Consider the following 16029-nt stretch of genomic DNA (forward strand, 5'->3'; position numbering starts at 1 on the left):
GGAGATCGGCATGGAAGCGGCGCTGCGCCGCATCTTCGAGGCGTACCGCAGCCACGTCAGCGATGCCCGCGTGCTGGTCAACCAGGGCTGAGCGCTCGCGGCCCATGCCAAGCAGAACGGCGGTGCCCTGGCACCGCCGTTCTGCATCCGGGCACGCTTAGCCCACCGAGACCTCGATCCGGCGCGGCCGCGCTTCATCGCGGCGCGGGATGGTCAGCTTGAGCACGCCGTCCTGCAGGTTGGCCTGGATCGCCGAAGCGTCGAGATCCGGGCTGAGCGTAAAGGTGCGCGCATAGCGCGGCTGCCGCACTTCGGCATGCTGCACGCGCAGGCCGGCCGGCATCGGCAGCACTGCCTCGCCCTCGATGCGCAAGCTGCTGTCGTGGACGTTGACCTCCAGCTTCTCGCGTGGCACCCCCGGCAGGTCCGCCCACAGCGTAACGCCGGCGGCGGTCTCGAAGATGTCGACGGCGGGAATCAGCGTCATGGCCGGGGCCTCATCCCGGCGCTGCGCCACGGCACCGCCCTGCCCGGCCGCATTGGCCTGGTCGCGCTGGACGACTTGATTCGAATCGGTCATGGCTACCTCCTCACATTAGCTGACGGTGATGGCACGCGGGCGCGAGGCCTCGCGCTTGCCGACGCTGATCGACAGGCAGCCGTTGGCGTAGCGAGCCTGTACCTTGTCGGGATCGGCCGCCTGCGGCAACTCGATCACACGGCGGAAACTGCCGGCAAAGCGCTCCTGCGCGTAGGGCCGCGCTTCGGCGTCGCCCTCGGGCTGGGTCGCGGCGCGCTCGCCGCTGATCGTCAGCAGGCCCTTGTCCACCGACACCTCGAACTGTTCCGCCTTGAGGCCCGGGGCAAACACCACGATCTCGATGGAGTCGTCGGTGGTGCCGACATTGAGCGGCGGAAACGCGCCAAAACGCCCGGAGCGCAGGCTCGACGGAAAGCCGCCGAACAGGCCGGCCATCTGCCGTTGCATCCGGTCGAATTCACTGAACAGGTCAGTCCCGAAAATGAAGTCACTCATGGTTGGATCCTCCTTCTGTGCAGCGGGGAGGCGCACGGACGCCTTGTTTCCCGGCCGCCGGTGCGCCGGCTGGCAGGAAAGCCACAGCGCGTTGCTGCAGCGGCTGGGCAATCCTTAATTAGTGTCCGGGCCGGAGGATTTCAAGAGGGGTTGGTGCAGGCCGGCGGGCGCCTCAGGCACCGGCGCGATCGAAGCCGGCCTTGCGCGCCAGCACGATGGCCTGGCCGCGGTTTTCCACTTCCAGCTTGGCGAAGATGCTGGTGATATGGTTGCGCACGGTCTTCTCGCACAGGTCCAGGTGGGCAGCGATCTGCGCGTTGTCGCGCCCCTGCGCGATCAGTTCGACGATATCGCGCTCGCGGCGCGTGAGCGCGGTGAACGCGGCGAACGCGGGTGAGCGTGCCGGCTGCGCCGACGGCAGGAACGCGCGCACCTCGTCGAGCCAGCGGCGCCACGCCGGCTCGTCCTCCAGCAGCAGGTGGTTGCCGCTTTCCAGCGGCACGAAGCGCGCGCCGTGAATCTCGCTGGCAATCAGGCGGCCTTCATCGAACGGCACGCGCGCGTCGCGCACCGCATGCAGCACCAGCGTCGGGCACGACACGCGCGGCAGCAGCGCCACCACGTCGATGTCGTTGAACACGCGCATGAAGCGCGCGGCATTCAGCGGCGAGGTCGACACCCGCTCGAGTTCGTTGAACCAGGCATGCTGTTCGGCGGTGCCGCCCGGGATGAACTGGGTGGTGAAGAACTGGCGGAAGGCCGGGTTCTCCTGGCCCCAGCCCAGTTCGGCCAGCTTGTTCATCAGCTCGGCTTCCTCCAGCAGGCGCTGGCTCAGATGGTCGCGTTTCAGGCGCCCGCGCGCGTAGCCGCCGTGCAGCACCAGATGGCTGACCCGCTGCGGATGCGCCACCGCGTAGGCCACGGCGATCGATGCGCCTTGCGAGATACCCAGCAGCGGGAAATGGTCCACGCCGGTGGCGTCGACGATGGTTTCGAGATCGCGCAGCCAGGCGTCGAAGGACAGGTCCTCGATGTCGCGGTCGGAGAGGCCGCAGCCGCGCTCGTCATAGCGGATCAGCGTATGCGTGTCGGACAGCGCCGTGATCATGTGGCTCCACACCGGGCTGCCGACGTCGAACTCCAGATGGCTCATCCAGTTGGCCGCCTTGACCAGCGGCGCGCCGCTGCCGGTGATGGCATAGGCCAGCCGCACGCCATCGCGGCTGGTGCACAGGCGGATCTGCTGCTTGAACATCGGCATGTCGGGGCCGCGCGGACAGGAGCTGCCTGCCGGCGGCCGCGGGCCGCGGCCGCCATGCGGGCGCGCCGCGTGACTTCCCTAGCTTAGGCAAAGGACGGGCGGCGCAAAAGCGCCGCCGCGGGTTCAGGACAGGCATTCCCCGCTGCCGCGCGCATCGGAGCGCGCGCCGTCGGCATACGGATCACGAGAGAGGTCGCGCGACCCGCCCAGCGCGCCCTCGGTGAAGACGTCGAAACGCCCCATGCGGGCGCCGTCGGTATAGGGATCCGCCTTGCGCATTCCGTCCTGGCTCGCGTCGAAGCCGCGCACCCGGCACACGGAAAGGTTGCCGCGCGCCACCACGGGCAGCAGCGCGGTCTCTGCGTCCGGACTGCGCGCGCCCTCGGTAAATGCATCGCGCTGGGCGGCGGCGTGGCGCGGCATGGCAGCGGCCAGCGCTTCGCCATAGGCACCGGCGCGGGCCGGCTGGCTCAGGCCGGCGGCGAGTGCGGCAGCGGCAACGAGGGTGTGGGCAAGATTCCTGTGCATTGCAATCTCCAGCTGCGGTAGCCGGCGGCAGCGTCAGCCGCGGCAGCTCCGTCATTCAGGCGATCGGCGGCGAAACGGCGCGGCTGCACGGGATCGCCCGTGCCGTGCAAGCCATGGCCTGGCGCGGGCCGGCTGCCATCCCATCAGGGCAGCGGCATAGCGCCGGACTCCGGGTTTCCGGGGGGGTGTTGGGGCAGTCTGGATGCCACCGCGCCGATGAGGGAACTGCCGCAAGGCGTGGGGCTGAGACAAGCTGAGGGACGCATTGTCGGACGCGGGCCGGTCGGCCGCATGAGGCTACGGTCCCGGTTCCCGCTGCGGCATGGCCGTTTTCCGGGACCTGTGCCCCGCAGCGGGCATTGCCCCCAAAAGAAAAGCCCCCGGGGCGCCTGGCGGCTCAGGCCCGGGGACTTGGCGGAGCGGGCGGCGGGGGCTGCCCGCGCGCGCTCAGATCTCGACCTTGGTGCCCAGTTCGACGACCCGGTTGGCCGGGATCTGGAAGAAATCCGACGGCTTGGCGCCGTTCTGATGCATCCACGCGAACAGGCTTTCGCGCCACATCGGCATGCCCGGCAGCTTGGACGGGATCACCGATTCGCGGGCGATGAAGAACGAGGTCTCCATCAGCTCGAAGTGCATGTCCAGCTTGCGATCGGCCAGGTCCAGCACCTTCTGCACGTCCGGCGTTTCCTTGAAGCCGTATTCGGACTTGAGAATGAACACGCCGCCGCCCAGGTCCTTGCAGCTCAGGCGCTGGTCGTCGTCGACGTACGGCACGTCGCGCGTGATGAAGTTCAGGAATACCACGCGCTCATGCAGCACGCGGTTGTGCTTCAGGTTGTGCAGCAGCGAGACCGGCACCGAGTCGGTGTTGCCGGTCAGGAACACCGCGGTGCCCTCGACCCGGTGCGGCGGGTGCGCCAGCAGGCCGGCGATGAACGGCTCGAGCGGGATGCCGTCTTCCAGGCTGCGCGCGCGCAGCAGCTTGCGGCCGCTGTACCAGGTCATCAGCAGGAAGAACGCACTGCTGCCCAGCAGCAGCGGGAACCAGCCGCCCTCGGCGACCTTGAGCAGGTTGGCCGCGAAGAACGACAGGTCGACCACCAGGAAGGCCGCGCCCAGCACTGCGACCAGCGCGGGGTTCCATTTCCAGACGTTGCGCATGCACACCGTCGCCAGGATGGTGGTGATGACCATGGTGGTGGTCACCGCGATGCCATAGGCCGCCGCCAGGTTCTCGGACTTCTTGAACGAGATCACCACGCCGAACACCAGCGCCAGCAGCATCCAGTTGACCACCGGCAGGTAGATCTGGCCAATCTCGGCCGCCGAGGTGTAGCGCACCCGCATGCGCGGCAGGAAGCCCAGCTGGATCGCCTGGCTGGTCAGCGAGTACGCGCCCGAGATCACCGCCTGCGAGGCGATCACGGTGGCGCAGGTGGCCAGCAGCACCATCGGGATCAGCAACAGCTCCGGCACCATCAGGTAGAACGGGTTCTCGGCCCCGGCCGGATTGTTCAGCAGCATCGCGCCCTGGCCGAAGTAGTTCAGCATCAGGCACGGCATCACCAGGATGAACCAGCCGATGCGGATCGGGCGCGCGCCGAAGTGGCCCATGTCGACATACAAGGCCTCGGCCCCGGTCAGCACCAGGAACACCGAGCCAAGCACGATGAACGCCTGCAGCGAGTGCTCCACCAGGAAGGTGATGCCGTAGTAGGGATTCACGGCCTTCAGGATCTCCGGCGCCTGCACCAGGTTGTAGACGCCCAATGCGCCCAGCGCGAGGAACCACGCCAGCATGACCGGTCCGAACAGCTTGCCCACCGCCGCGGTGCCGTGGCGCTGGATCAGAAACAGCGCCGCCAGGATCGCCAGCGTGATCGGTATCACGAATTGCGACAACTGCGGCGCGGCGATTTCCAGCCCCTCCACCGCCGACAGCACCGAGATCGCCGGCGTGATCACCGCGTCGCCGTAGAACATGCAGGCGCCGAACATGCCCAGCATCATCAGCACCCTGGCCTTGCCGGAGCGCGGCGCCACGGTGCGCAGCACCAGCGCCATCAGCGCCAGCACGCCGCCTTCGCCGTCGTTGTCGGCCCGCATCACGAACACCACGTACTTGATCGAGACCACGATGATCATGGCCCAGAACAGCATGGAGATCACGCCCAGCACGGCATCCGTGCTGAAGGCGATGCCGTGCTCCTTGCTGAAGCATTCCTTGAGGGCGTAGAGCGGGCTGGTGCCGATGTCGCCGAAGACGACGCCTACCGCGCCGAGCACCAGCGCGCGCGTGCTGGGGCTCTCGACAAAATAGTGGCTGGTTGTGGATTGGGTCATGAAGTTGGGTCTGCCCGACCGAAGCGCCGGCAGGTTTGTTGGCTCTGCAGCGGACCGGTCCGATCTGGCGCAACAGCTTGCTGCGCCCGGTGCCGGTGCTGGGTGCGGTTCTTATTGCATTGCACAAACGCGCGCAATTCTAGTGGAACTGTCGACTATCGACCACTGCGGCAAACAGGGATGCCGCTTTCGTGACTTCGGAAGGATGGGAGGGAAGTGGCGGATGGTCAAGCCCTGCGAGAGCAAAACAGCGATGCCTTGCGCCCGCAAGTGCCGTTGCGGCGGGGCAACAATAGTGCCTTATACGCCGCTCTCGGTTCAGACGCCGAGGTAACGGTCCAGCGCTTCGGGCTTGCCGGCCAGGTCAGAGGCGGGGCCCGACAGCACGACCCGGCCCTTTTCCAGGACCACAGCACGGTCGGCGTGGGCAAGCACCGAGCGGAAATTGCGGTCGACCACCACCGAGGCGATACCGGTGGCCCGCACCGTGGCGATGACGGCCCAGATCTCGCGCACGATGCGCGGCGCCAGCCCTTCGGTGGCTTCGTCCAGCACCAGGCAATCGGGGTTGGTCATCAGCGCGCGGCCGATCGACAGCATCTGCTGCTCGCCCCCCGACAGCTGCTGGCCGCCATGGGACAGGCGCTCCTTCAGGCGCGGGAACAGGTCGAGCACGCGCGCCTCGTCCCAGTCGTTGCGGCCATTGCAGCCCTTGCGCGCGGCCATGAGCAGATTCTCGCGCACCGACAGGCTGGGGAAGATGCCGCGCCCCTCTGGCACGTAGGCCACGCCGAGGCGCGCCACCTCGAACGGCTGCGCGCGCGAGACGTCGCGGCCGGCCACACGGATGCGGCCCTGGCGCTGGCGCACATGGCCCAGCAGCGTGCGCAACAGCGTACTCTTGCCCATGCCGTTGCGCCCGAGCAGCCCGACCGTCTCGCCCGCGCCGACGGTGAAGTCGATGTCGCGCAGCACGTGGCTGGAGCCATACCAGGCGTTGATGCCGGTGGCCTCGATCATCGGCGTGGCGGGGGCCGCCGCGGGGTTCTGCTGGTTCATGCGGCCTGGTCCTCTTCCTCGCCCAGGTAGGCGACCTGGACTTCGTGGTTGGTGCGGATCGCCTCGGGGCTGCCCGTGGCAATCACGGCGCCGTTGACCATCACGGTGATGCGGTCGGCGACCGAGAACACCGCGTCCATGTCGTGCTCCACCAGCAGGATGGCGTGGCCTTCGCGCAGGCCGCGCAGCAATGCCAGCATCCGTGCCGACTCTTCCGCGCCCATGCCGGCCAGCGGCTCGTCCAGCAGCAGCGCAACCGGCTGCGTCGCCAGGCACATCGCCACTTCCAGCTGGCGCTTCTGCCCGTGCGCGAGGTCGCTGGCGCGCCGGTCCGCCAGGTGCTCCAGCCCGGCGCGCTCCATGGCCTCGTCGGCCAGCGTCGCGGCGGTGCGGCAGCCCTGGGCGCTTTCCCACAGCCGCCAGGCGCGCTGCGCGCGCGACTGCGCCGCCAGCCGGCAGTTCTCGCGCACCGTCAGCGGCAGGAAGATGTTGTTGCGCTGGTAGCTGCGCCCCACTCCATGGCGCGCCAGCCGCGGCTGCGACCAGCCGGTCACGTCCTCCCCCTTCAGGCGCAGCCGGCCCGAGGAAGGCGGCAGTTCGCCGGACAGCATATTGATCAGGGTCGACTTGCCAGCGCCGTTGGTACCGATCACGGCGTGGATCTCATGCAGCGCCAGCGTCAGGTCGACCCCGGCCACGGCGGTCAGGCCACCGAAGCGCCGGGTCAGCTGCTGCGCCTCGAGGATGGGGGTGGCGGGCGCGTTCATGCGGCCTCCGTATGGCTGCGCGGCTCCGCCGCGGCTTCGTCGGTGCCGGAGCCGGCATCGCCGTTGCGGCTGCGCCGGCGCCCGTGCCGCAGCACCGACGGCAGGCTGACCAGCCCGCGCGGCAGCAGCGCCACCGCGACAATGATGAAGCCGCCCATCAGCAGCTGCCAGTGCTTGGTCAGGGTACTGAACCACTCGGCCAGCAGCACGAACGAGAACGCGCCCAGCACCGCGCCGGCCAGGCTGCCGACCCCGCCCAGGATCACCATCAGCATGGCGTTGCCGGACTGGTGCCACGACGCGATCTCCGGATTGACGAAGCCGAACTGGATCGCATAGAGAAACCCCGCCAGCCCCGCCAGCAGCCCGCCCGCGACAAAGGCGCCAAGCTGGTAGCGGTAGGTGGCATAGCCGGCCGCGCGCATGCGCTGCTCGTTGTGGCGGATGCCGACCAGCGCGTGACCGAAGCGCGAGCGCAGCACCAGCATCAGCACCGCCACGGTCGCCACCAGCCCCAGCCACACCAGCCAGTAGAAATGCATGGGGTCGTTCACCGTCAGCAGGTGCTCGCCGGGCACGGGGAATTCCGGGCGGAAGTAGATATAAGTGCCGTCGCTGCCCCCCGCGACCTTGGTGTCGTGGAACACGAAGTACACCATCTGCGCGAACGCCAGCGTCACCATGATGAAATACACGCCGCGCGTGCGCAGCACCAGCGCGCCCACCACCAGCGCCAGCGCGGCCGATGCCGCCAGCGCGCCGGCCAGCAGCACCCAGCCGTTGCCAGGGCCGCTCTGCGGCGCCAGCATGGCGGTGGCGTAGGCGGCCATGGCGAAGTAGGCGGCATGGCCCAGGCTGACCAGCCCGGTGTAGCCGATCAGCAGCTGCAGCGACAGCGCGAAGATCGCCATGATCATCACCTTGCTGAGCAGCTCGATATAGAACTTGTGGCTGTCCGCGGTCAGCAGCAGCGGCAGCGCAGCCAGCGCGGCGAAGGCCACCACCCAGCCCAGCGCGGTGGCGAGCGTGGCGTTGCGCGCAGTGTGCCGGCGCGCCGGCAATGTCGTCGGATTCATGTCACCCCGCCTTGAACAGCCCCTGCGGCTTCCACAGCAGGATCACCGCCATCAGCAGGTAGATCAGCACGCCGGCTGCCTCCTGCCAGAACACCTTGCCGAAGGTATCGACAAAGCCCAGCAACAGCGACGCCACCAGCGCCCCCTTGACCGAGCCGATGCCGCCGATCACCACCACCACGAAGCAGACGATCAGCACCTGCGCTCCCATGCCCGGATAGACCGACGACACCGGCGCGGCGATCATGCCTGCCAGCACCGCCAGCGCCACGCCGAGCGCAAACACGAAGCGGTACAGCACCGTGATATTGATGCCCAGCGACTGCACCATCTCGCGGTTGGTGGCGCCGGCGCGGATCATCATGCCCACGCGCGTGCGGCGGATCACGTAGTACATCGCCAGCGCCACCACCAGGCAGATGGCGGAGATGAACAGGCGGTACACCGGATACGTCATGTCGTTGCCGATCGGCAGCGCGCCGTCGAGCAAGGCCGGCACCTGCACGCCATGCACGTCATCGCCGACCAGGATGCTGCGCAGCTCCTCGAACACCAGGATCAGGCCATAGGTCATCAGCACCTGCTGCAGGTGGTCGCGCTCGTACAGGTAGCTGAAGAAGGCCCACTCGAGCACATAGCCGAACGCCACCGCCAGCACGATGCCCAGCGGAATGGCGATGAACAGGTTGCCGGTGAGTCCGGCCAGCGTGAAGGCCAGGTAGGCGCCCAGCATGTAGAAGCTGCCGTGAGCCAGGTTGATCACGCCCATGATGCCGAAGATCAGCGTCAGGCCGCTGGCGACCAGGAACAGCAGGAGGCCGTACTGGACGCTGTTCAGGCACTGGATTAGGAAGGAGACGATGTCCATGCGGGGCACTTCTGCAAACGACGACAGGATGACGGTCTTGGGTGCGCCAAAGCCGCCCGAACTTGCCTCAGCAAGGTGTTCCCCCTCTCCCCTCATCGGGAGAGGGTCGGGGTGAGGGGTGGACTAGCGAGGTACCACATCAAGCAGGGCCAAATTTTTTAAAAGCCGCGCGCTCAGCCTTTGATCCGCCTGCCCTCACCCCCTGCCCCTCTCCCGCAAGCGGGAGAGAAAACACGCGGGTGTTGAAGCGCTTACAGCCTGCACCCGCGCGCCGGATCGGCCAGCGCCTTCACCGCCACCGCACTGACCTTGTTCTCGCGCCCGTCAACCTTGCGCAGGTAGAAGTCCTGAACCGGGTTGTGCGCCTTGGACAGCGTGAAGGTGCCGCGCGGGCTGTCGATCCTGGCGCCGCCCATGGCCTTGTACAGGTCGGCCTTGCGCGTCATGTCGCCCTTCACCGCGGTCGCGCCGGCCGCCAGCAGTTGCGCGGCATCGTAGCCCTGCACTGCGTACACGTCGGGCTGCAGCTTGTAGGTCTTGGCGTAGTCCAGGCGGAAGTTCTTGTCGCGCGCGTTGCTCAGCCCGTCGGCGTAATGCAGCGTGGTTTCCAGCCCCTGGGCGGCGTTGCCCTGCGCCTCGAGCGTGCCGTCGGTCAGGAAGCCCGAGCCATACAGCGGAATCTTGTCCTTCAGCCCGGCCGCGGCCCAGTCCTTGACGAACTTGACCGCGCCGCCGCCGGCAAAGAACACGAACACGGCATCGGGCTTGAGCGACGCCACTTCGGTGATCAGCGCCTGGAATTCGACGTTGGGGAAAGGCAGGCTCAGCTCCTTCACCACTTTGCCGCCCTTGGCCTCGAACGCCTCCTTGAAGCCCTTGACCGACTGCTCGCCGGCGGCGTATTTCCAGGTCAGCGTCACCACCTTCTTCAGGCCGCGCTCGCCCAGCACCTGGCCCATCGCATAGCCCGGCTGCCAGTTCGAGAACGAGGTGCGGAAGATATTGGGCCCGCACAGCGGGCCGGTGGCCTCGTCGACGCCGGCGTTGGGAATGATCAGCAGCGTGTTGTTTTCCTTGGCCACCTTGACGATGCCCATCTGCACGCCGGAATGCACCGTGCCGACCACCACGTCGACCTGGTCGCGCTTGACCAGCTTGGTGGCATTCTCCGGCGCCTTGGCCGGATCGGACTCGTCGTCGACCTTGAAGTACTCGATCTCGCGTCCGGCCAGCTTGCCGCCCTGCTGCTGCACGTACATGCGGAAACCGTTCTCGATGGCGTTGCCCAGCGCGGCATAGGTGCCGGTGTACGGGAGCATGAAGCCGACCTTGATCTTGCCGCCGGCGGGGGCGCCGGCCGCGGGGGCCGCGGTCTGCGCGGAAGCGCCGGCCATGGCAAAGACGGTGGCGACGGCAAGGCAGGCAGGCGCAAGCCTGCGCGATGGGAAGCGACGCATTTTGTCTCCTGGTGGTCAAGCCGGTTGGCTCGCTGGACCGTTGCCGGTCACCCCTGCCCTTGCCACGGTGCCGCCGGCGCATCTGGCACCGGGAACCCATGCGCAATCGGCGGGAAGCCCAATTATTTTAGGTTTGAAGTATATGCGTTTATATGCCGAACCGCAGCCAGCGTCAACGGATCTTTTTGGTCGCGATGGGGCGAATGTCCGCATCGCGCGAGTTTAAGCAAGGTGGTCTGGGGGGCATATCGATGGATACCCTCGATCTGCGCCATGGTGCCGTACTCGTCCTCCTCGCCCTGCACCGCCAGCACCGGGCATTGGATGCCGGACAGCAGCGGCCGCAGGTCCCAGCGGCGGAATTCCGGGTCGAGCCAGATATCGTTCCAGCCCCAGAACGCGGAATCGACATCCGCGTGGTGGCGTGCCAGCCGCTCGCGCAGGTCGGTTTCAAGATAGGCCTTGCGCGTCGCCGCGATGCTTTGCACCGACAGGTCTTCGACCACGATATGCGGTGCCAGCACGGTGATGCCTGCCACTGCCCGGGGAAAGCTGGCGGCATGGATCAACGCGATCGAAGCGCCGTCGCTGTGGCCGAGCAGCCAGGGGGTGCCGTGCGCGCGGCCGGGTCCGATCTCCAAGGCATCGAACAGCGCGGGCAGCGCCTCGCGCGCCTGCCGGTGCATGAAATCGGGGCGCCACTTCTCGTCGTGCGGCCGCGGCGTGGAGCGACCGTAGCCGTAGCGGGAAAACACCAGCCCGCGGTAATCGCCGGCCTCGCAGAAGTCCAGCGGAAAGTCGCGCCACATGCTGACCGAGCCCAGGCCCTCGTGCAGGAACACCACCAGCGGGCGCTGCGCGCGCTCCGGGCGCAGCCACTGGTACTCGATCTGGATACGGCGGTTGTCGAACGGGATCTCGACCAGGCTGCTGGGCATGGACACCTTGTCTGTTTGCATCGGTTAAAGAAGTTCAGCCGCGCGCGGCCTGCTCGCGCAGGCGCAGGCGGAAGCGCTGGATCTTGCCGGTCGCGGTCTTGGGCAGCTCCGGCACGCATTCGATCTGGCGCGGGTATTTGTACGGCGCCAGGCGCGACTTGATAAAGGCCTGCAGTTCCGCCGTCATGCCGTCGTGCCATTGCTGCCCGGGGCGCAGCACCACGAAGGCCTTGGGCTTGACCAGTTCGTCGGCATCGGTCACGCCGATCACCGCCGCTTCCAGCACGGCCGGATGCTGCGCCAGCGCGGCCTCGACCTCGAACGGCGAGACGTAGATGCCGCCGACCTTGAGCATGTCGTCGCTGCGGCCGGCATAGGTGTAGTAGCCGTCCGCATCGCGCAGGTATTTGTCGCCGCTGCGGGTCCAGGCGCCGACAAAGGTCTCGCGGCTCTTGTCGCGATTGCACCAGTACATCAGCGCGGCGCTCGGTCCCTTGATGTAGAGCTCGCCGATCTCGCCCGCGGCGCAGGGCTGGCCCTGCTCGTCGAGCAGCCTGATTTCGTAGCCGGGGACCGGCACGCCAGTGGTGCCGTAGCGCACCGACCCCGGCCGGTTCGACAGGAAGATATGCAGCATCTCGGTGGAGCCGATGCCGTCGAGGATGTCGCAGCCGAAATGCGCCAGGAAGCGTTCGCCGATATCGCGCGGCAGCGCCTCGCCGGCCGAGGTGCATACGCGCAGTGCCACCTGCGCGCGCGGCGGCAGCTCGGGCGCGGCCAGCATACCGGCGAACAGCGTCGGCACGCCGCAGAACACCGTCGGCTTGTGTTCGCACAGCCGTTTGAACACGGCCGCGGGCGTGGGCCGTTCAGCCATCAGCACGGTGGTGGCGCCGACCGACATCGGGAAGGTCAGCGCATTGCCCAGCCCGTAGGCAAAGAACAGCTTGGCGGCGGAGAACACCACGTCGTCCTCGCGGATGCCCAGCACTTGCCGTGCATAGAGGTCGGCGGTATGGAACAGGTTGGCGTGGGTATGCACGGTCCCCTTGGGTCGGCCGGTCGAGCCGGACGAGTACAGCCAGAACGCCATGTCGTCGGGCCCGGTGCTGGCAGTTGGCGCCGGTGTGCGCGTACGCGCCAGCATCGCGCCGACACTGCAGGACGGTGCGGCGCCGGCGTGCGGTGCGGCCTGGATCACGGTCGGCGACAGCCCGCTCTTGTCGATTGCGGCCTGCATCACCGGCAGCAGCGGCTCGGACACCACCACCGCGCGCGCGCCGCTGTGTTCGAGCATGTAGGCGTAGTCGTCTGCGGTTAGCAAGGTATTGACCGCCACCGGCACCACGCCCGCCAGCAGGCAGCCGAGGAACACCACCGGAAAATCGACCGTATCCAGCGCGCACAGCAACAGGCGCTCTTCCTGGCGCAAGCCGGCCGCGCGCAGCGCGCCGGCGAAGCGGCGGGCCCGCTCGTCGAGTTCGGTGTAGGTCAGCGCAGTGGTGTCGTCGCGATAAACGGTCTTGCCACCACGGCCGGCCGCGAGGTTGCGCGACAGCAGGTCGTCGGCGGCGTTATAGCGTGACGGCAGCGCCGCAATGGCATCGGCAGTGCCGGCCGCGGCAAGGGTGGGGGGCGTCATGTCTGCACTCCTCGGGGTCGCGCGCCGCGGCCCGCTACTACCCGACGGGCGCGCGCCGGCGCCAGGCCAGTCGCTGTTATGGGGACCGGCCGGAATGCAGCCGGGATCCGCTTGTTGATGCATTTTATTTCACATCAACTATTATGCAACCAAGGGAATGCACTATAGGACAGGGTTCGCGGTGGCAGCCGCCTGCGGCACCACTTGGCGCAACCCCGCTGAACGTATAATGCGCCCCTGCTTTTGCCCGTGCCTTCCTTTGGCCGCACCAACCCCGACCGACACCATGCGCCGCGATTCCGCACCGCTGCCCGCCGCCAGCGCCGCCGAGGCCGACATCCCTGCCGCGCCCGCCGCCAACGCCGAACGCGACCCCTACCTGACCCGGCTGGGCGAGCGCATCCGTTCGCTGCGCGCCTCGCGCGGCATGTCGCGCAAGGACCTGGCGCGCGGCGCGGCCGTGTCCGAACGCTATCTGGCCAACCTCGAAACCGGCACCGGCAATGCCTCGGTGCTGCTGCTGCGGCAGGTGGCGCGCGCGCTCGATGTGCCGCTGCCGGTGGTGCTGGCCGAGGTGGACACCCTCAACGGCCAGCAGGCGTCCGAGTTCGCGCAGATGGTGCAGTGGCTGGCGCAACTGCCCGCCGGCGACCTCGCGCGCGTGCGCGAAGCCTGCCGCCATGCGCTGGCGCCGGAGCAGTCCGGCGATGCGCGCCACCGCCGCATCGCGCTGATCGGCCTGCGCGGCGCCGGCAAGTCGACGCTGGGGCGCGCGCTCGCCGCGGTGCGCGACGTGCCCTTCGTCGAACTGAACGCCGTGATCGAGCAGGAAGCCGGCGCCAGCCTGTCCGAGATTCACTCGCTGTACGGGCAGGCCGCCTATCGCCGCTACGAAATGCGCGCGCTGGAGCGGACCCTGCGCGAACACGACCGCATGGTGCTGGCCACGCCCGGCAGCCTGGTGTCGGAACCGGCCACCTTCAACCTGCTGCTGGCGCAGTGCTACACCATCTGGGTGCGCACCACGCCCGAAGAACACATGGCGCGCGTGGTGGCCCAGGGCGATATGCGGCCGATGGAAGGCAACCGCGAGGCCATGGCCGACCTGCGTCGCATCCTTGAAGCGCGCGCGCCGCTGTATGACCGGGCCGACCTGTCGATCGACACCAGCGGCCAGGACGCCGCGACCTCGCTGCAGCAACTGCGCGCCCAGTTGCAGGCCGCGGGCGCCTGAGCCTGCCCCGGCGAGCGCGCCGGAACGCGCGACAAAGACGTTGCACCGCCCGTCTCCATGCACTATATTTCATCAAAAGCCGCAAGGCACGATAGTGCACTCAGGAGACAGCCATGTCCACGCCGGCAATCGCCCCGCATCACCCCGGCCAGGCAGACGCGCCCGCGCCGGTCACGTTCGAGCGCCATCCCGACCAGTACCGCCACTGGAAGCTGAGCTTCAATGGTCCAATCGCCACGCTGGCGCTGGATGTCGATGAGGAAGGCGGCCTGCGTCCGGGCTATGCGCTCAAGCTCAATTCCTACGATCTCGGCGTCGACATCGAACTGCATGACGCCCTGCAGCGCATCCGCTTCGAGCACCCCGAGGTGCGCGCGGTGGTGCTCACCAGCGCGCGCGAGCGCATCTTCTGCTCGGGCGCCAATATCTTCATGCTGGGGCAGTCATCGCATGCGTGGAAGGTCAACTTCTGCAAGTTCACCAACGAGACCCGCAATGCCATCGAGGACGCCAGCCGGCACTCGGGACTGAAGTTCATCGCCGCCTGCAACGGCACCACCGCCGGCGGCGGCTACGAGCTGGCACTGGCGTGCGACGAGATCGTGCTGGTCGACGACCGCTCGTCCGCGGTGAGCCTGCCCGAGGTGCCGCTGCTGGGGGTGCTGCCCGGCACCGGCGGCCTCACCCGCGTAACCGACAAGCGCCATGTGCGCCGCGACCACGCCGACATCTTCTGCACCACCACTGAAGGCGTGCGCGGCCAGCGCGCCAGGGACTGGAAGCTGGTCGACGAAGTGGTCAAGCCGGCGCGCTTCGCCGAGTACGTGGCCGAGCGCGCCACGGCGCTGGCCGCCACCAGCGACCGTCCGCAAGGCCACCACGGCATCACCCTGACGCCGCTATCGCGCGCCGTGGAGCCGGACGGCTATCGCTACGAGACCGTACGCGTGCATGTCGATGCCAACGCGCGCAAGGCCACGCTGACCGTGTTCGGTCCCGACAAGCACCAGCCCGCCGACCTGGCCGGCGTGGTCGCGGCGGGCGCGCAATGGTGGCCGCTGAAGATGGCGCGCGAACTCGACGACGCCATCCTGACGCTGCGCACCAACCATCTCGACATCGGCATCTGGGTGCTGAAGACTGATGGCGACCCGGCCGCGGTGATGGCGGCCGATGCCCTGTTGCAAGCGCACGCCGGCCACTGGTTCGTGCGCGAGACGCTGGGCATGCTGCGCCGCACGCTGGCGCGCCTTGACGTGTCGTCGCGCAGCCTGATCGCGCTGATCGAGCCCGATTCCTGCTTTGCCGGCACGCTGCTGGAACTGGCACTGGCCGCCGACCGCAGCTACATGCTGCACCTGCCCGACGCCCCCGACGACGCGCCGCGCGTGTTCGTCTCGCCGCTCAACTTCGGCCACTACCCCATGCCCAACGGCCAGACCCGGCTGGCCGCGCGCTTCTACGGCGACGAGGCCGCGCTGGGCCCGGTGCGCGACCATATCGGCGCGCCGCTGGATGCGCTCAGCGCCGATTCGCTCGGCCTGATCACCGCGGCGCCGGACGATATCGACTGGGAAGACGAGATCCGCATCGCGCTGGAGGAACGCGCCAGCTTGTCGCCGGATGCGCTCACCGGGATGGAAGCCAACCTGCGCTTCGGCGGCGCCGAGACCATGGAGACCCGCATCTTCGGCCGGCTCACCGCCTGGCAGAACTGGATCTTCCAGCGTCCCAACGCCGTCGGCGAGAACGGCGCGCTGAAGGTCTTCGGCAGCGGCAACAAGGCCCGCTTCGACTGGGACCGCGTCTAGCGCGCC

At 68.1% G+C, this 16029-nt stretch carries 14 protein-coding genes; 2 read left to right on the forward strand and 12 right to left on the reverse strand.

The features are described from left to right. Positions 1–157: 157 nt before the first annotated feature. The 12 genes from MKD50_RS12600 to MKD50_RS12655 form a co-directional block, all read right to left on the reverse strand. On the reverse strand, positions 158–580 hold the full coding sequence (locus tag MKD50_RS12600; RefSeq protein WP_115706692.1) for an Hsp20/alpha crystallin family protein: 423 nt from the start codon (positions 578–580) through the stop codon (positions 158–160). A gap of 15 nt (positions 581–595) precedes the next feature. Continuing rightward, complete coding sequence (locus MKD50_RS12605; protein ID WP_115706691.1) at positions 596–1036, reverse strand: Hsp20/alpha crystallin family protein; 441 nt, start codon at positions 1034–1036, stop codon at positions 596–598. A gap of 172 nt (positions 1037–1208) precedes the next feature. Next, positions 1209–2297 carry an alpha/beta fold hydrolase gene (locus MKD50_RS12610; RefSeq protein ID WP_115706690.1) on the reverse strand — a complete coding sequence of 363 codons (1089 nt, stop codon included), beginning with the start codon at positions 2295–2297 and terminating at the stop codon, positions 1209–1211. Between the two features lie 123 nt (positions 2298–2420). After that, positions 2421–2825, reverse strand: coding sequence for a hypothetical protein (locus MKD50_RS12615; RefSeq protein WP_115706689.1), 405 nt, complete (start codon positions 2823–2825; stop codon positions 2421–2423). Positions 2826–3272: 447 nt separating this feature from the next. Then, a complete protein-coding gene (locus MKD50_RS12620) occupies positions 3273–5171 on the reverse strand; it encodes a potassium transporter Kup (protein ID WP_252667262.1) in 1899 nt (632 codons plus the stop codon). A 318-nt stretch (positions 5172–5489) separates the two neighbouring features. Beyond that, a complete protein-coding gene (locus MKD50_RS12625; protein ID WP_115706687.1) occupies positions 5490–6230 on the reverse strand; it encodes an ABC transporter ATP-binding protein in 741 nt (246 codons plus the stop codon). Then, positions 6227–6997, reverse strand: coding sequence for an ABC transporter ATP-binding protein (locus tag MKD50_RS12630; protein ID WP_115706686.1), 771 nt, complete (start codon positions 6995–6997; stop codon positions 6227–6229). Before MKD50_RS12630 ends, MKD50_RS12625 begins: the two co-directional genes overlap by 4 nt. After that, positions 6994–8073 carry a branched-chain amino acid ABC transporter permease gene (locus MKD50_RS12635; protein ID WP_252667263.1) on the reverse strand — a complete coding sequence of 360 codons (1080 nt, stop codon included), beginning with the start codon at positions 8071–8073 and terminating at the stop codon, positions 6994–6996. The genes MKD50_RS12630 and MKD50_RS12635 overlap by 4 nt, the downstream gene beginning before the upstream one ends. Before the next feature lies 1 nt (position 8074). Next, positions 8075–8941, reverse strand: coding sequence for a branched-chain amino acid ABC transporter permease (locus MKD50_RS12640; protein WP_252667264.1), 867 nt, complete (start codon positions 8939–8941; stop codon positions 8075–8077). Positions 8942–9192: 251 nt separating this feature from the next. Next, positions 9193–10398, reverse strand: a complete 1206-nt coding sequence (locus MKD50_RS12645) for an ABC transporter substrate-binding protein (protein WP_252667265.1) — start codon at positions 10396–10398, stop codon at positions 9193–9195. A 122-nt stretch (positions 10399–10520) separates the two neighbouring features. Further along, positions 10521–11336 carry an alpha/beta fold hydrolase gene (locus MKD50_RS12650; RefSeq protein WP_240074306.1) on the reverse strand — a complete coding sequence of 272 codons (816 nt, stop codon included), beginning with the start codon at positions 11334–11336 and terminating at the stop codon, positions 10521–10523. A 34-nt stretch (positions 11337–11370) separates the two neighbouring features. Further along, positions 11371–12978 (reverse strand): benzoate-CoA ligase family protein, encoded by a 1608-nt coding sequence (locus MKD50_RS12655; RefSeq protein WP_252667266.1) that lies wholly within the window; start codon positions 12976–12978, stop codon positions 11371–11373. A gap of 286 nt (positions 12979–13264) precedes the next feature. On the opposite strand from MKD50_RS12655, the gene MKD50_RS12660 reads away from it, so the two are divergent. Both MKD50_RS12660 and boxC read left to right on the forward strand, forming a co-directional pair. Then, positions 13265–14212 (forward strand): helix-turn-helix transcriptional regulator, encoded by a 948-nt coding sequence (locus MKD50_RS12660; RefSeq protein WP_240074303.1) that lies wholly within the window; start codon positions 13265–13267, stop codon positions 14210–14212. Between the two features lie 113 nt (positions 14213–14325). Continuing rightward, positions 14326–16023 carry a 2,3-epoxybenzoyl-CoA dihydrolase gene (gene boxC / locus MKD50_RS12665; RefSeq protein ID WP_240074297.1) on the forward strand — a complete coding sequence of 566 codons (1698 nt, stop codon included), beginning with the start codon at positions 14326–14328 and terminating at the stop codon, positions 16021–16023. Positions 16024–16029: the final 6 nt, after the last annotated feature.

The organism is Cupriavidus mimosae, assembly GCF_023952485.1.
In the GTDB taxonomy this organism is placed as follows: domain Bacteria; phylum Pseudomonadota; class Gammaproteobacteria; order Burkholderiales; family Burkholderiaceae; genus Cupriavidus; species Cupriavidus taiwanensis_C.